The 12,831-nt window shown below is 70.0% G+C and carries 14 protein-coding genes; 10 read left to right on the top strand and 4 right to left on the bottom strand.

Features of this window, described 5'->3' with window-relative positions; translation table 11 throughout:
- Positions 1 to 214: 214 nt before the first annotated feature.
- Entirely contained in the window at positions 215 to 1,588 is a 1,374-nt protein-coding gene (locus D3230_RS13635) for a TrkH family potassium uptake protein (RefSeq protein ID WP_202345587.1), read from the top strand.
- Positions 1,581 to 2,246, top strand: a complete 666-nt coding sequence (locus D3230_RS13630) for a potassium channel family protein (RefSeq protein WP_202345586.1) — start codon at positions 1,581 to 1,583, stop codon at positions 2,244 to 2,246. The genes D3230_RS13635 and D3230_RS13630 overlap by 8 nt, the downstream gene beginning before the upstream one ends.
- A gap of 95 nt (positions 2,247 to 2,341) precedes the next feature.
- Here the strand turns inward: D3230_RS13630 and proC are convergent, their stop codons facing one another.
- Entirely contained in the window at positions 2,342 to 3,181 is an 840-nt protein-coding gene (gene proC, locus D3230_RS13625) for a pyrroline-5-carboxylate reductase (protein ID WP_202345663.1), read from the bottom strand.
- Between the two features lie 172 nt (positions 3,182 to 3,353).
- Here proC and D3230_RS13620 point away from each other — a divergent pair, with 172 nt between their 5' ends.
- A complete protein-coding gene (locus tag D3230_RS13620; protein ID WP_202345585.1) occupies positions 3,354 to 4,316 on the top strand; it encodes a cation diffusion facilitator family transporter in 963 nt (320 codons plus the stop codon).
- On the opposite strand, the gene D3230_RS13615 is transcribed toward D3230_RS13620, so the two are convergent.
- Positions 4,313 to 5,188 carry a DNA alkylation repair protein gene (locus D3230_RS13615; RefSeq protein ID WP_202345584.1) on the bottom strand — a complete coding sequence of 292 codons (876 nt, stop codon included), beginning with the start codon at positions 5,186 to 5,188 and terminating at the stop codon, positions 4,313 to 4,315. The two genes, D3230_RS13620 and D3230_RS13615, sit on opposite strands and share 4 nt — an antisense overlap.
- 166 nt (positions 5,189 to 5,354) lie before the next feature.
- Here D3230_RS13615 and D3230_RS13610 point away from each other — a divergent pair, with 166 nt between their 5' ends.
- Genes D3230_RS13610 through D3230_RS13595 form a run of 4 tightly spaced genes read left to right on the top strand, consistent with a single transcriptional unit; the run spans position 5,355 to position 9,340 of the window.
- On the top strand, positions 5,355 to 6,509 hold the full coding sequence (locus D3230_RS13610; RefSeq protein WP_202345583.1) for an ABC transporter substrate-binding protein: 1,155 nt from the start codon (positions 5,355 to 5,357) through the stop codon (positions 6,507 to 6,509).
- A 56-nt stretch (positions 6,510 to 6,565) separates the two neighbouring features.
- The gene (locus D3230_RS13605; protein WP_202345582.1) at positions 6,566 to 7,411 is read left to right on the top strand and encodes an ABC transporter permease; all 846 of its coding nucleotides are present in this window, start codon (positions 6,566 to 6,568) and stop codon (positions 7,409 to 7,411) included.
- On the top strand, positions 7,408 to 8,241 hold the full coding sequence (locus D3230_RS13600; RefSeq protein WP_202345581.1) for an ABC transporter permease: 834 nt from the start codon (positions 7,408 to 7,410) through the stop codon (positions 8,239 to 8,241). Before D3230_RS13605 ends, D3230_RS13600 begins: the two co-directional genes overlap by 4 nt.
- Positions 8,231 to 9,340, top strand: coding sequence for an ATP-binding cassette domain-containing protein (locus D3230_RS13595; RefSeq protein ID WP_202345580.1), 1,110 nt, complete (start codon positions 8,231 to 8,233; stop codon positions 9,338 to 9,340). The genes D3230_RS13600 and D3230_RS13595 overlap by 11 nt, the downstream gene beginning before the upstream one ends.
- 15 nt (positions 9,341 to 9,355) lie before the next feature.
- On the opposite strand, the gene D3230_RS13590 is transcribed toward D3230_RS13595, so the two are convergent.
- Positions 9,356 to 9,790: a nucleoside deaminase gene (locus tag D3230_RS13590; protein ID WP_202345662.1), complete on the bottom strand. Its 435-nt coding sequence runs from the start codon at positions 9,788 to 9,790 to the stop codon at positions 9,356 to 9,358.
- Between the two features lie 59 nt (positions 9,791 to 9,849).
- Here D3230_RS13590 and upp point away from each other — a divergent pair, with 59 nt between their 5' ends.
- From upp to D3230_RS13575, 3 genes are all read left to right on the top strand, one after another.
- Positions 9,850 to 10,482 carry a uracil phosphoribosyltransferase gene (gene upp / locus D3230_RS13585; RefSeq protein ID WP_202345579.1) on the top strand — a complete coding sequence of 211 codons (633 nt, stop codon included), beginning with the start codon at positions 9,850 to 9,852 and terminating at the stop codon, positions 10,480 to 10,482.
- Between the two features lie 316 nt (positions 10,483 to 10,798).
- Positions 10,799 to 11,503, top strand: coding sequence for a winged helix-turn-helix domain-containing protein (locus tag D3230_RS13580; RefSeq protein ID WP_202345578.1), 705 nt, complete (start codon positions 10,799 to 10,801; stop codon positions 11,501 to 11,503).
- Positions 11,504 to 11,611: 108 nt separating this feature from the next.
- On the top strand, positions 11,612 to 12,316 hold the full coding sequence (locus D3230_RS13575) for a DUF4870 domain-containing protein (protein ID WP_202345577.1): 705 nt from the start codon (positions 11,612 to 11,614) through the stop codon (positions 12,314 to 12,316).
- A gap of 84 nt (positions 12,317 to 12,400) precedes the next feature.
- Here the strand turns inward: D3230_RS13575 and D3230_RS13570 are convergent, their stop codons facing one another.
- A complete protein-coding gene (locus tag D3230_RS13570; RefSeq protein WP_237467561.1) occupies positions 12,401 to 12,760 on the bottom strand; it encodes a TIGR02611 family protein in 360 nt (119 codons plus the stop codon).
- Positions 12,761 to 12,831 lie beyond the last annotated feature (71 nt).

Below are 12,831 nucleotides of genomic sequence, written 5' to 3'. Positions count from 1 at the left end.
AGGGTAGTGGGCCGCAGGCATTCTGTCCGCACCCGCGTGCCGCGGGCCGATAATTCACCTGAGCCGCTTCGCATGTGTACCATGACACCAGCAAGCCGAGACCATGAGATTCGTGCGCCTCGCACCGTCACCGGGAAAGTAGGGCACTGTGGGGGCATCCGTCAGGAGCCAGCGCCGCTCCGCTGCACTCTCGCGGCGGTCGTGGATCGGGGGGATGATCCACTCGTCCCCCGCCCGGTTCGCGCTGCTCATCTTCACCGCGCTGATCCTGCTGTGGACCGCGCTGCTCTCGCTGCCCATCGCGAGCAGTAGCGGCACGATGACCCCGCTCGCCGACGCGCTCTTCACCGCGGTCTCCGCGATCTGCGTGACCGGGCTCTCCACCGTCGACATGTCGACGCACTGGTCGCTGTTTGGCGAGATCGTGGTGCTCGCCGGCCTGCAGATCGGCGGCATCGGTGTGCTCACGCTCGCGAGCATCCTGGGGCTCACGGTGACCCGCCGGCTCGGGCTCCGCCAGCGCCTGCTCGCCGCGGGTGACACGAACCCGATGCGCATGGGGCGTGACGTCTCCGAGAGCCAGGCCGTGGGGCTCGGCGAGATCGGCGGCCTGCTGGGCGCGGTCGCGCTGAGCGTGGTCATCATCGAGGCCGCCCTGACGGTACTCATCACCCCGCGCCTGATGATGGCCGGCTATGACTTCTGGCACGCGCTCTGGAACGGGTTCTACCTCGCGGCCTCCGCGTTCACGAACACCGGCTTTGTGCCGCTCGGGGGCGGGCTCGATCCGTTCGCCACCGACGTCTACCTGCTCAGCGTGCTCGCCATCGGCGTGTTCCTCGGCGCGATCGGCTTCCCCGTGATCTTCGCGCTCTACCGCTACGTGATCGGCAGCGGCTGGCGCGCGCACAAGCGGCTCGGGCTGCACGCGAAGCTCACCCTGACCACGACCATCGTGTTTGTCATCTTCGGCTGGCTCGCGATCGCCGCGCTCGAGTGGAACAACCAGGCGACCCTCGGCAGCCAGAACTTCTGGCAGACGATGTTCAGCTCGGTCTACATGTCGATCATGACGCGCTCCGGCGGGCTCGGCATCATCGACCCGCTCGACATGAACGGCTCCACGCTGCTCGTGATGGACATGCTGATGTTCGTGGGCGGCGGATCGGCCTCCACCGCCGGCGGCATCAAGGTCACCACGATCGCGGTGCTGTTCCTCGCGGCGTATGCGGAAGCGCGCGGCTACAAGGACGTGCAGGCGTTCGGCCGCAGCATTCCGAACGAGGTGCTCCGCGTCTCCGTCTCGATCCTGATCTGGGGGGCCACGATCGTGCTCGCCGCGACGGTCGCGATCATGCACATGACCGGCGAATCGCTCGACATCGTGCTGTTTGAGGTGATCTCCGCGTTTGGCACCTGTGGCCTGTCCTCCAACCTGTCCGCGGAACTCCCTGATGCGGGCAAGTACGTCCTCATCGCCACCATGTGGGCGGGCCGCGTCGGCACCGTCACCCTCGCCGCGGCAATCGCGGCCACCAACCGCTCGCGGTTGTTCCGACTCCCCGAAGAAAGGCCGATCGTTGGTTGATATTCGCAGTGATGCCCCGGTGCTTGTCATCGGCCTCGGCCGTTTCGGCGCCGCCACCGCCGGTCAGCTCGACCGCCAGGACCGGGAGGTCCTCGTCGTCGACACCGACCCGACCCTCGTCCAGAAGTGGGCCGACCGCGTCACCCACGCGGTGCAGGCCGACGCCCGCTCGATGGAGGCCCTGCGCCAGATCGGGGCCGACGAGTTCCAGGTCGCGGTGGTCGCGACCGGCTCCTCGATCGAGGCGAGCGTCTTGATCGCCGCGAACCTCGTGGACCTTGAGATCCCCCAGATCTGGGCGAAGGCGATCTCGGCCTCCCACGGCAAGATCCTCGAGCGGATCGGCGTGAACCACGTGATCTATCCGGAGCGCGAGGCCGGCGAGCGCGTCGCCCACCTCCTGAGCGGCGCGATGCTCGACTTCATCCAGTTCGACAACAACTACGTGATCGCGAAGATGTACCCGCCGCGCTCGATCCGGGGCCGCACGCTCGCCGAGAGCGGCGTGCGCACCCGGTACCGCGTCACCGTGGTCGGCGTGAAGACGCCCGGGCAGCCCTTCACGCACGCCACCCAGGACACGCTGATCTCCCCCCACGACCTCATCATCGTGAGCGGCACCGCCGCCGACGTGGAGCGCTTCGCCACCATCGCCTAGCCCGGCCCCCGGCGCAGCACGCCTAAACCTAGGCAATTTATCTGGCCCGATGGGTTTTTGCCCGAAAACGGGTCGGGCCAGATAAATTGCCTAGGTTAGGGTGATCCGGCAGGCCGGCAGGCCGGTGAGTTCCCCTCGAGTTCCTCGGAGCGGCGCACGTTCGCGGCGAGGGCCCGGTCGAACAGCTCACCCCAGCCGGCGTCCTGGAGCACGAAGATGGCCTGCTCCGTGGTCCCCTTCGGGCTGGTCACGTTGCGCCGCAACTGCGCCGCGTCCTCGCCGCTCGTGTCGAGGAGTTCCGCGGCCCCGAGCACCGTCTGCTGCACGAGCTGACGGGCGGCCTCGGGCGTGAACCCGCGGCGCTCGGCCGCGCCGATCATCTCCTCCACGTAGTAGAACAGGTAGGCGGGGCCGGATCCGGACACGGCCGCCACGTCGTTGATCTGCGACTCCGGCACGACGAGCACCTGGCCGACGGTCTCGAATAGCCGCTGCACGAGCGCCAGCGCGGCGGCATCAGCGCTCGCGCCGCCCGCGATCCCCGTCATGCCCCGGCCCAGATGGGCGGGGGTGTTCGGCATGGCACGCACCACGGCGATGCCGCCAGGGAGCACGGCCTCGATCGCGGCGCTCGGCACGCCCGCGGCGACGCTGACGACCACGGCGCCGGGGTCGAGGGCCTCCGCGATCTCGCGCGCCGCATCGACCACGAGCCACGGCTTCACCGCGAGGATCACGAGCCCGGCCCCGGCGACAGCCCGCCGGTTCGCTTCGGCGTCGTCCGCGACCGCCACGGCCGTGACGTCGGCGGCTCCCGCGAACTGCGCCGCCGAGGCCGCAGAGTGCGTCGTGACCGCTATCGGGCGGGCGATCGCGACGCCCGGGTCCCGCAAGCCCGCGAGAATCGCCCCGCCCATCGAGCCGACCCCGATCATCGCGGTTCGGGGCAGGGCGGTCTGGGGCTGCGTCGTCGTTTCGCTCACAGGCCCAGTGTAGGAGGAACCCGAGCGCGATCGCGGATCCGGCACCCGGCTATATCCCCCGCACGCGGCCCACCCACCGTAGAATGGCGCAGAAGCGTACGACACTCGGCTGGAGGCATCTGACATGAGCGCGACAGGCGGAAATAAGGCGATCATCGCGGCGTTCCTCGCCAATATGGGCATTGCGATCACCAAGTTCATCGCGTGGGCGTTCTCCGGCTCGTCGTCGATGCTCGCGGAGGGCGTGCACTCGCTCGCCGACTCCGGGAACCAGCTGCTCCTGTTGCTTGGTGGCAAGCGCGCGAAGCAGGCCGCCGACAAGGAGCACCCGTTCGGGTACGGGCGCGTGCGCTACGTGTACGCCTTCGTCGTGGCGATCGTCCTGTTCTCGATCGGCGGCGTGTTCTCCGTGTACGAGGGCGTCTCGAAGATTCAGAACCCCCACCCGCTCGACATGTGGTGGCTGCCGCTCGTCGTCCTCGCGATCGCGATCGTGCTCGAGAGCTTCTCGCTCCGCACCGCGGTGCGCGAGAGCCGCCCGCACAAGGGCGACTCGACGTGGTTCCAGTTCATCCGTCGCTCCAAGGCCCCGGAGCTGCCCGTCGTGCTGCTCGAGGACATGGCCGCACTGCTCGGCCTGGTCATCGCGTTCTTCGGGGTCGGCCTCACGGTGCTCACGGGCAACGGCCTGTTCGACGGTATCGCGACGATCGCGATCGGCGTGCTGCTCATCGCGGTCGCCGTCATCATCGGTGCCGAGGTCAAGAGCCTGCTCGTCGGCGAGGGCGCGAGCGACGAGGACGTCGCGAAGATCGAGGCCGCGCTCCTGAAGTCGAAGGACATCGACCGCCTGATCCACATGAAGACGCTGTACGTCGGCCCCGACGAGTTCATGATCGGCGCGAAGATCAGCCTGGCCCCGGAGCGCACCATGAACGAGGTATCGATGATCGTGAATCTCGCCGAACGCCGGATCCGCGAAGCGGTGCCCGCGGCGCGGATCATCTACCTGGAGCCGGACGTCTACCTCGACCCGAACTCCACGCAACCGACCACGAGCTCCGTGGTGATGCTCTCGAGCGACTAGGACGCCGCGCGCGCCGCACGCACCTCGGCTTGCTGGGCTTCGGGGAGCCGCCGGATCGCCTCGCGCACGGTGAGGCCTGACGCGCGGGCGGCGCGCGGGAGGATCCACTCGAACACGAGCTCGGGGCGCGTGCGTGAGGTGTCGCGCAGCACCCACCCGATCGCCTTCCGGACGAAAAATTCCCGCTCGTCGAGCATCCCATCGGCGATGCGGCCGAAGTGGGCGAAGTCCCCGCGTCCCGCGCGGAGCGGGAGCAGGTGCGCGAGGAGCGCGGAGCGCCGGATCCAGAAGTCCTCGTCGGCTGCCCAGCGGTCCAGCGTGTCCGTGAGCTCGCCGGCACGCTCGGGTGTCGCATCCGCCGCGCGTTCGATGAGCGGACCCACGACCGATCCAGCGAGGTCGTCGACGAGCGCCCAGGTGTGCGACTCGCGCAGGAAGCGTTCGAGCAGCGCCAAGTCGTCGGGGCCGAGCAGCGCGCTCCGCGCCTCGAGCAGTGCGATCGCGGCCGCGCGCCGCTCGTGCACCGGCTCGTGCACCGGCTCGTGCACTGGTTCGGCCTCCAGATCGGGCTCCAGATCGGGCTCCGGTCCGGGCTCCGGCGCAGCCCACAGCAGCGTCGCGGCCGCGATGAGCTCGTCGTGCCCGAGCGTGTCGTGGCCGAGCGTGTCGTGGCCGAGCCCCAGGCCACGGAGCGCCGCGGTCACCGCGGCGCGTGTCTGCGGCACCGTGACCCCGTAGTGGGTGATCTCGCTCTTGAGGTAGGCGCGCTCGCGCTCCGCCCGCTCGGGAGTCGCCCGCGACCGCAGGCCCGCGTCGATCTCGGCGGCGAGCGCGACGGCAGTGCGGTGGGGGCCGATCTGGGCGGGATCCATGTGCACAGCATAGGCGCCCCGCGTCACGCACCGTTCACGTCGCGGCCACTCGCGGGCAGTTCCCCGGCAACCCGCCCTCCCTAGCGTGGGATCGGATCGGCACCGCCGCGGCGGCTGCCGCACGCGCCGCACCGGCGATCCGTTCACTCTCCGGAAGGAAACCACTGTGGCCTCTCGCGTTATCCTGCGTTCCGCAACGCTCCTCACCACCGCCCTGATCGTCGGCGGCCTGGCGGCCTGCTCCTCCGGCGCGGCACCCGACGCCGGTGCCGGCGACTCGGGCAGCACCACCGGCGCGGTGGACGCGGCCACCGCGACGAGCGCCGAGGACTTCGGCGGCATGGATGGCCTCATCGCGGCCGCTCAGGAGGAGGGCGAGCTGAACGTGATCGCGCTCCCCGAGACCTGGGCGAACTACGGCGAGATCATCGCCGGCTTCGAGGACACCTACGACATCACCGTCAACTCGGCCTCGCCCGATGCCTCCAGCGCCGAGGAGATCCAGGCCGCCGAGAACCTGAAGGGGCAGGACACGGCCCCTGACGTCTTCGATCTCGGCGCGGCGGTGGCGCTGTCGAGCGTCGATCAGTTCGCCCCCTACCAGGTCGAGGTGTGGGATTCGATCCCCGCCGAGAACAAGGACCCCGAGGGCCTGTGGGTGAACAACTACTCCGGCATCATGTCGGTGGGCTACGACTCGGACAAGCTGCCCGAACCGAAGGCGCTGAAGGATCTGCTCGGCAGCGACTATGCCGGGGCGGTCGCCCTGAACGGCGACCCCACGCAGGCCGGTGCCGCGTTCGCCGCGGTCGGCTCGATCGCGGCGCTGAACGGCGGCGGGGTCGACGACTTCGGCCCCGGTATCGACTTCATGGGCGAGCTGCGCACGGCCGGAAACTTCTTGACGCTCGATCCGACGCCCGCGACGATCGCCTCGGGCGAGACGCCGGTCGTGTTCGACTGGTCCTTCAACAACGTGGCCGCGGCCGCGGACAAGCCCAGCTGGAAGACCACGGTCCTCCCGGGTGCCGCCTACGTCTCGTTCTACAACGAGGCGATCAACAAGGACGCCCCGAACCCGGCCGCGGCGCGGCTGTGGCAGGAGTGGATCTTCTCCGACGAGGTGCAGGCCATGTTCCTGAAGGGGAACGCGGTCCCGGTTCGCGTGGACGCGCTGACCGAGGCGGGTACGGCCGATGAGAAGCTCATCGACGCGGCCACCTTCGGCGTGGATTCCGCGGACTGGGTGTCGCCGGATCAGGCGCAGACCGACGCCGCGAACGCGCTGCTCACCGAGCGCTGGGCCGCCACGGTCCAGTAGCGGATCGGCGGGGGCAGCGGCTGTGCCGCTGCCCCCGGTCCCTCGCGCGTTCCCTCATGAAACGATTCCTCCCGGCGCTCGGGCTCACCCCGTTCGCCGCGTATGTCCTCCTGTTCCTCGCCGTGCCCACGGTGATCGCGATCGCGAGCGGGTTCACCGGGGAGCACGGATTCACCCTCGACGGCCTCGCCGTGCTCACGCAGCCGAACACCCTCGCCGCGTTTTCCGCAAGCATCGGGGTGAGTGCCCTCACCGCGGTGGTGGGTGCGGTACTCGGCGCGATCCTGTGCTGGGCGCTGGCGGCGCTTCCAGAGCGCGGCCCGCTGCGCCGGGTGATCGACGCGGCGAGTTCGGTCCTCGCCCAGTTCGGCGGGGTCATGCTCGCCTTCGCGTTCATCGCCACGATCGGCATTCAGGGCATCGTCACCGTGATCCTGCGCGAACAGCTCGGCGTGGACCTGTACGCCGGCGGGGTCTGGCTGTACGAACTCCCGGGATTGGTCCTGCCCTATCTGTACTTCCAGGTTCCCCTCATGGTGATCACGTTCCTCCCCGCCGTGGTGGCGCTGCGTCCGGACTGGTCCGAGGCCGTGGCGACGCTCGGCGGTTCGAGCGGTGCCTACTGGCTGCGTGTGGGTCTCCCGGTGCTCGCCCCCGCCTTCCTCGGTTCGCTGCTGCTCCTGTTCGCGAACGCGTTTTCCTCCTACGCGACGGCGGCGGCCCTGATCAGCCAGGGCTCTCAGATCGTGCCCCTGCAGATCCGCGCCGCACTCATCGGGGAGACGGGTGCCAGCCAGGCGGCGACGGCGGGCGTGCTCGCGCTCGGCATGATCGTCGTGATGACCGTGGTGATGCTCGCCTACGGCCGGCTCATGTCGCGCGCGGCACGGTGGCAACGATGAGCGCCCGCACGCCCGGCCGTCCCTCGCCCGCTCTCGCCCGCACCGTTATCGGGGTCATCGGCGCGGCCTTCCTGATCCCGCTCGTCGCGATGCTGGAGTTCACGCTGCGCCGCACCGCGGGCGGCTACGGCCCCGAGCACTGGCTCGCGCTGTTCGATCCCGCGAAGGAGCGCACGTATCGGGTCCTGTTCGAGGGGCTCGGGAACTCGTTCCTGCTCGCGGCGCTCACGCTCGGGATCGTGCTGCTCGTGTTCTTCCCGACGATCGTGCTCGTGCACCTGCGGTTCCCGCGACTGCAGCGCGCGCTCGATCTCCTCACGGTTCTCCCCATCGCCATCCCCGCGATCGTGCTCGTGGTCGGTTTTGCGCCGATCTACCGCGTGATCGGGCAGTCCGTGGGCTCTGGCGTGTGGACGCTGTGTCTCGCGTACGGGGTGCTGGTGCTGCCCTTCGCCTACCGGGCGATCGCGTCGGACCTCGCCGGCATGGACGCGCGGGTGCGCGCCGAGGCCGCGCGGTCGCTGGGTGCCGGCTGGGGCACCGTGCTGCTCCGGATCATCGCCCCGGGCGTACGCCGCGGCCTGCTCGCCGCGTCGCTGCTCACGATCGCGATCGTGCTCGGCGAGTTCACCGTGTCGTCGCTGCTCAACCGCATCACCCTGCAAACCGCACTCCTGCAGGTGTCGAAGTCCGACCCCTTCGTGGCGGTCGCCATCTCGCTACTCTCGCTCGTCGGCGTCTTCGTCGTGCTGCTCCTCGTGAGCGCCACCGGCGGGCCGCCGCGCCGCCGCCCGTCCCCCACCGCCAAGGAGCCCGCCCGTGCCCGTTGAGACCCCCCTTTCCCAGAGCGGCACGACCGGCCACGCAGGCCAGTCCGTTCGCCTCGACGGCGTCACGAAGGCGTACGGTGGCACCACCGTGCTCCACGGCGTCGATCTGGAACTCGCGCCGGGCGAGCTGATCTGCTTGCTGGGCCCCTCGGGCTGCGGCAAGACCACGGCGCTGCGGTGCATCGCCGGGCTCGAATCCGTCACGGGCGGGCGCGTGCTCATCGGCGGCGAGGAGGTCACGCACGTGCCGGTGAACCGGCGCGATATCGGGATGGTGTTCCAGCAGTACTCACTGTTCCCGCACCTGACCGTCGCGAAGAACGTGGAGTTCGGGCTCGACATGCGGCGTGTTCCGAAGCCGGAACGCCGCACCCGGGTGGGCGAGATGCTGGAGATCGTGGGGCTCGGCCGCCTCGCCGAGCGTTTTCCGCACGAGCTCTCCGGGGGTCAGCAACAGCGCGTCGCGCTCGCCCGCGCGCTCGTCACCCGTCCCCGCGCGCTGCTGCTCGACGAGCCGCTCTCCGCCCTCGATGCGAAGGTCCGGGTGCGCCTGCGCGAGCAGATCCGCGCCATCCAGACCGAACTCGGCATGACGACCGTGTTCGTGACGCACGACCAGGAGGAGGCGCTCGCGATCTCGGATCGCGTCGCCGTCATGGAGGCCGGGCGGATCGCGCAGCTCGGCACCCCCGAGGAACTGTACCGCCGCCCCGCGTCCCCCTTCGTCGCGGACTTCGTGGGCCTCTCGAACCAGATCGATGGGGAACTCGCCGGGGCCGGGGTGCGGGTGCGTGGCACCGAGCTGCCGGTGCTGGCCGCGCCCGCCGGCTCGACCCGGGTCGCGGGGGCCCGGGTCACCGCCTACGTTCGGCCCGAGCATGTGCGGCTCACCGGGTGGTCGGGGGCGCCGACGGACGCGACCCCGCACGCCGTGGTCCTCTCGAGCGGTTTCCTCGGGCCGATCCGGCGCACCGTGGTGCAGTTCGAGGACGGCCACACGGTCGCCGCGCAGCACGGCGCGGACGCGGAGTTCCGTGCGGGCGACCGCGTCGCGGTCAGTTTCGCGCCGGAGCCCGTGACGGTGGCGCCGCGGCTGTAGCCCGCGCCGCGGCCGCTATCTGCGGGCCGCGAAGAACTCCCGCAGCAGCGCGATGCTCTCGGCCTCGCACACCCCGGCGACCACCTCGGGCACGGGTGACGGGAGCCGGCCATCGCGCAGGAGGTCGTAGACGCTGCCCACGGCCCCGGCTTTCTCGTCCCACGCCCCGAACACGATGCGCGGGATCCGGGCGGCGAGGATCACGCCCGCGCACATGACGCACGGTTCGAGCGTGACCACGAGCGTGCATCCGCTCAGGATCCGGTCCCCGAGCGTCGCGGCGGCCTGCCGGATCGCGCGGACCTCCGCGTGTCCGGTCGGGTCGGCAACGGCCTCGCGGGTGTTGTGCCCGGCACCGATGAGCTCGCCGTCGGGGCCGAGCACGATCGCGCCCACCGGGATCTCTCCGGCCGCGGACGCGCGTTCGGCCTCCGCGAGCGCGCGACGCATCGCGGCAATCTCGGCGGCGGATGGCGGAATACGGGTGGGCACGGGAATAGAATATGCGTATGCGTGTCTTCGTAGCGGATCATCCCCTGATCACCCACAAGCTGACGGTGCTCCGCGACGCGAAAACGCCGCAGCCCACCTTCCGGCTCCTCATCGAGGAGCTGATGACCCTGCTCGCGTACGAGGCGACCCGCGAGGTCCGCGTCGAACCGCACGAGATCCAGACCCCCGTGGCCCCCACGACGGGCGTGCGCCTCAGTGAGCCCCTGCCGCTCATCGTGCCGATTCTGCGCGCGGGCCTCGGCATGCTCGAGGGCATGGTGAAGCTCGTCCCCACCGCCGAGGTCGGCTTCCTCGGCATGGTGCGCGACGAGGAGACGCTGCAGCCCACCACCTACGCCGAGCGACTCCCCGACTCGCTCGCCGGACGCCAGTGCTTTGTGCTGGATCCGATGCTCGCGACGGGCGGCTCGCTCGCCGGCGCGATCGAGTTCCTGTTCGAGCGCGGCGCAGACGACGTCACTGCGATCTGCGTACTGGGCACCCCGGAGGGCGTCGAGGTGATCCGCGAGGCAGCGGGTGACCGCAAGGTGACGCTCGTGCTGGGCGCGCTTGACGAGGGCCTCGACGAGCGCGCATACATCGTGCCGGGCCTGGGCGACGCGGGCGATCGCCTCTACGGCACCGCGTAGCTTCCCACTTCGGGGTTGACACACGACGCAATGTCTTGCTTAACTAGCCCCTATGTATGACACCATTCGTCCCCGGTCCGCCTTCGAGGTGAACTTTGGGAACTCCGGCATGATGATGGCCGGGCAGGGTGTCATGCGCTGTCGAATGTGCATGTGAACCGCAATCTCGCGCTTCCACCGTACGCGAACCGGTAGTCCGGCTTCGCTGCCCCAGGTGAGCTTCTGAGCCTCGCGCTCGCTCACTCTCGCATCATTCCCGCCACTCCGGTGGCGAGGTTCCGGCGCATCCGGAACCACAGCACCCAAGGACATCATCATGAGCACCATCCAGACCGCACAGCCCACCACGATCGAGACTCCCGCCGCAGCCCTGGCCGCGGCGCACACCGCCGTCGCCCCGGAACGCAACGTTCCCGCCGGCTCTGAGATCCGTGGTTTCGCGCTCTACGTCGGCCTCGCCGAGGACAAGATCGCCGCGGGCGATCCGCGACTCGGCGCGATCGTGACGCAGATTAAGCAGCTCGTCGCCCAGCTCGCCCCGCAGGCAGACACCTACGCCGCCGTCGCGCTCGCCCCCGAGGGCACCGGCGGCCGCGACGTTGACGTGGTGCGCCTCGCGCTCGGCGATCCGGCCGCACACGCGCGCCAGAAGCAGCACGAGGCACCCGAGCAGGATCGCGCGGCGAGCGGCGTGGTGCTCGACCTCACCCGCAAGCGCGTGCTGCTCGATAACATCTCGGCAGCGCTGACCTTCCGCGAGTTCGAGCTGCTCCAGTACCTGGTGCTCCGCGAGGGCCGGACGGTGAGCCGTGAGGAGATCATCGCGGCGCTGTGGAACGACGCGTCCGACGAGGAGGCGCCGAGCGAGCGGACCATCGACGTCCACATCCGACGCCTGCGCGTGAAGCTCGCGCAGTACCAGGACATCGTGCGCACCGTTCGCGGCACGGGCTACCGCTTCGACCGCCACGCAGACGTCTCGATTCTGCACACCGCCGGCCCGAGCCCCGACGTCTACTAGACCGGAATCTGGCCCGCGACCTCCGCAGCGCAAGATTTTCCCCTGTGCCGCGGGGAAGCCCTGCGGTACGCTCATACAACAGACGTGCCCGGACTAGAGGAGATCTCCATGACCACGCTGCCCCCTGAGGGACAGGACAGCCAGCCGGCTGGCGACGAATCAACCCCCGCGGTGCCGGCCGCCGCCGAGCCCGCCCCGCAGCTGCCCGAGCAGCCGCCGGTCGCTCCCGCAGCGCCCGCCGCCCCGGCACCTCCGGCACCCCCGGTCCCGCCGCAGCACACCACGCCGCAGGCCCCGCAGTACACGGCGCCCCAGCAGCCGTCGGCCGCCCCGCAGGCCCCGCAGTACGCGGCACCCCAGCAGCCCCACGTGCAGCCGCCGCAGTACGCGGCGCCCCCGGCAGCGGGTGCCTACCAGACCCCGCCCCCCGGCGGGTACCAGGCGCCCCCGGCCGGCTATCAGCAGCCGGTGGCCGACCCGGTGTCGAACATCACGCTGAACTACTGGCTGTCGGTGTTCTTCACCTGGATCCCGGCGCTCATCTTCTTCATCGTGGAGAAGGACAAGGGGAACCAGCAGGCCTACGTGTACCACCGCGACAACCTGAACTTCTCGTTGCTGCGCATTGGCGTCGTACTCGCGAGCTGGATCCTGGGCGCGATCCCCGTGATCGGCGGACTCTTCGCGGTCGTGCTCGGCATCGGGTCCCTCGTGCTCTTCATCTTCCACATCATCGCGGCAGCGAAGGCACCCGAAGCCTTCCGTCGCGGTGAGCAGCCGGGCTTTATTTTCAACCTCCCCCTGGTGAAGTAGCCCGCCACGGAGCCCGAGGGCCGGGTGCTGCGCTGATGCGCGGCACCCGGCCCTCGGCGTTCTGAGCCTTCGGCGTCCTGAGGCTTAGCGTCCTGAGCCTTCCGCTTCGCGCCGCCGTCGCCGCTCTGCGCGCCAGGCGTTCCAGCGCTCCCAGAACCGCGCGAGGACCCGGCGCAACCAGCCGAGCAGCCGCCGGGCCCAGTGGAACTCGGTGCCGAGGATCGTCAACCCGATAAACACGATCAGCCAGCCGGGCCCGGGCAGCGGCACCAGGATCAGGCCGATCACCACGACCGCGATGCCGAGCGCGGTCACGAGCACCCGATACACGGTGTTGAGCCACGGGCGGCGCCGGATCCAACGACGCCACCGCTGCATGAACGCGCCGAACCCCCGCGTGAGCCGCTGCGCGCGCTCCGCGTCATCCGCGTAGGGGTCGGTCATGGCCCCCATCCTAAGTTTTGGAACTGGACGCTGACCGGACGATCCCGCGCTCCGAGTCGATCTCGTACACT

This window comes from Leucobacter chromiireducens subsp. solipictus (assembly GCF_016758195.1).
Classification (GTDB): Bacteria; Actinomycetota; Actinomycetes; order Actinomycetales; family Microbacteriaceae; genus Leucobacter; species Leucobacter solipictus.
Note: the sequence above shows the minus strand (reverse complement) of the source record. Positions and strands in the feature narration are given on the sequence as shown.

Bases quoted from the DNA above. Each gene is read 5' to 3' on its own strand.
- D3230_RS13635 (WP_202345587.1), top strand. From the start codon at position 215: ATGATCCACTCGTCCCCCGCCCGGTTCGCGCTGCTCATCTTCACCGCG.
- proC (WP_202345663.1), bottom strand. From the start codon at position 3,181: ATGATCGGGGTCGGCTCGATGGGCGGGGCGATTCTCGCGGGCTTGCGG.
- D3230_RS13620 (WP_202345585.1), top strand. From the start codon at position 3,354: ATGAGCGCGACAGGCGGAAATAAGGCGATCATCGCGGCGTTCCTCGCC.
- D3230_RS13615 (WP_202345584.1), bottom strand. From the start codon at position 5,188: ATGGATCCCGCCCAGATCGGCCCCCACCGCACTGCCGTCGCGCTCGCC.
- D3230_RS13605 (WP_202345582.1), top strand. From the start codon at position 6,566: ATGAAACGATTCCTCCCGGCGCTCGGGCTCACCCCGTTCGCCGCGTAT.
- D3230_RS13600 (WP_202345581.1), top strand. From the start codon at position 7,408: ATGAGCGCCCGCACGCCCGGCCGTCCCTCGCCCGCTCTCGCCCGCACC.
- D3230_RS13590 (WP_202345662.1), bottom strand. From the start codon at position 9,790: ATGCGTCGCGCGCTCGCGGAGGCCGAACGCGCGTCCGCGGCCGGAGAG.
- upp (WP_202345579.1), top strand. From the start codon at position 9,850: ATGCGTGTCTTCGTAGCGGATCATCCCCTGATCACCCACAAGCTGACG.
- D3230_RS13580 (WP_202345578.1), top strand. From the start codon at position 10,799: ATGAGCACCATCCAGACCGCACAGCCCACCACGATCGAGACTCCCGCC.
- D3230_RS13575 (WP_202345577.1), top strand. From the start codon at position 11,612: ATGACCACGCTGCCCCCTGAGGGACAGGACAGCCAGCCGGCTGGCGAC.
- D3230_RS13570 (WP_237467561.1), bottom strand. From the start codon at position 12,760: ATGACCGACCCCTACGCGGATGACGCGGAGCGCGCGCAGCGGCTCACG.